This is a genomic window from Microcystis sp. LE19-10.1B (genome assembly GCF_027530565.1).
Taxonomy (GTDB): Bacteria; Cyanobacteriota; Cyanobacteriia; order Cyanobacteriales; family Microcystaceae; genus Microcystis; species Microcystis aeruginosa.
Window position 1 is genome coordinate 1 of sequence record NZ_JAPZQM010000292.1, and the last position, 1,449, is coordinate 1,449.

The 1,449-nt window shown below is 38.9% G+C and carries 1 protein-coding gene and 1 pseudogene; one reads left to right on the top strand and one right to left on the bottom strand.

What is annotated here, in order from left to right:
* Nucleotides 1-981 (bottom strand): RNA-guided endonuclease InsQ/TnpB family protein (locus tag O9332_RS10415; RefSeq protein ID WP_288025327.1); only part of this gene is annotated, 981 nt, incomplete at its 3' end.
* Nucleotides 982-1,152: 171 nt separating this feature from the next.
* Here O9332_RS10415 and O9332_RS10420 point away from each other — a divergent pair.
* Nucleotides 1,153-1,314 (top strand): annotated as a pseudogene (locus O9332_RS10420) (IS200/IS605 family transposase); the annotation flags it as partial.
* Between the last annotated feature and the right edge of the window lie 135 nt (nucleotides 1,315-1,449).

The window sequence follows — 1,449 nt, forward strand, 5'->3', positions numbered from 1 at the left end:
TTTATCAACCTTAAGATAATATTTTCCCCGTTTCCAAGCGACAAACGGTAATATCTCGTTAATAAAACTACCGATACCTGAATCCAGAGATTGTTTTCTAACGATCCCTCTAGACCAGGAAACGAAGTTAATATCTTCAACGAAAATATTATCAGCAAAATCGCAAAGGTAATGAGCTAACTTGAAATGCCAATCCCTGCGGGTATTAGACACTTTCTCGTGTAATCTCGCTATCTTCTCCTGAAGTTTTAACCAATTGCTAGAGCCTTTAGTTTTCCGTTTCAAGCGTCTTTGTAGCAATTTAAGCTTACTCTGTACTTTCAACAAAAATCGAGGGGCTTTGATTAAATCTCCCCGTGAAGTAGCGACAAAACTTTCAATTCCCGCGTCAATTCCTAAACAGGTCTTCCCTACTGTCATATCGGGAACTAATTCCGTAGATTGGAAAGAAACCGAAACGTAAAATCCCGACGCTTTTTGGATAATTCGAGCTTGTTTAGGCTCGAACCCAGACGGGTACTCCCTAGATTTCCTAATCCGAATTTTTCCCAATTGTGGAAAATTTAAGTATTCGTCACCTAGAAAATTTTTCGAGAGCGCAGGAAAAACAAAACTCCGCATCTTTTTCTTAAATCTAGGAAAGCCGAAGCCTTTCGATTTCATCTGGTTAAACGCCTTATCTAAAGTTTTTAAGACTTGCTGTAAAACTTGAGCGTTAACCGTCTTTAATATCGGGTAAACTTTTTTAGCTTCCGTTAGATTTTTAGCTTGAACGAAGTAATTAGGATAGGGTTGATCCGCAGGAATTATGTACTCGGAAACTAGCGAACAGTGATCCGCAAGACACTTTCGAGAGTTTAACCAATCTTTCCGTTCTGAAAGAGCGTAATTATAAACGCTTTTGCAAACATCAAGAATGTGGATGATCTCCCGTTCCTGTTGTCTGTTTACCTTTAGTTTGTACTGGTAGGTAAGCGTTATAACTGTCTTTCGTGAGCGTGATGTATAGTTAAATTATAACACTTACTGCCTAGGATATCAACTATAGCGGTTCTCACACCTGTGTGGCACAGTTTAACCTTTGCTAATTAAGCTTTTCACCATCGATAATGTATCTCTTGCGAACAGGAAACGCTATAATTACAATCATGGACCAAACTAATCGCTAACCTTAAAACAGTTAGTAGTCGCTTAATTAGACAAGAATTTCCGTATTTGGCGGCCGAGTATTTCGACAACAAACCCTATTTTTGGACGGGAGCTTATTTCGTGGCTAGTTGTGGCGACGTTACTGTCGAACAACTAAAAAAATACGGCTCTTCGGTTTGTGTTATGCAATGGACGGGGGTTATAAGGGATGGAACCCTTATAGAGAAAGGCATTTAGCGATTTTTGTCAATTGTTTTTTATCTAGAGCGAACTAATCAATTAAGTCTCTTGCCAGATAAG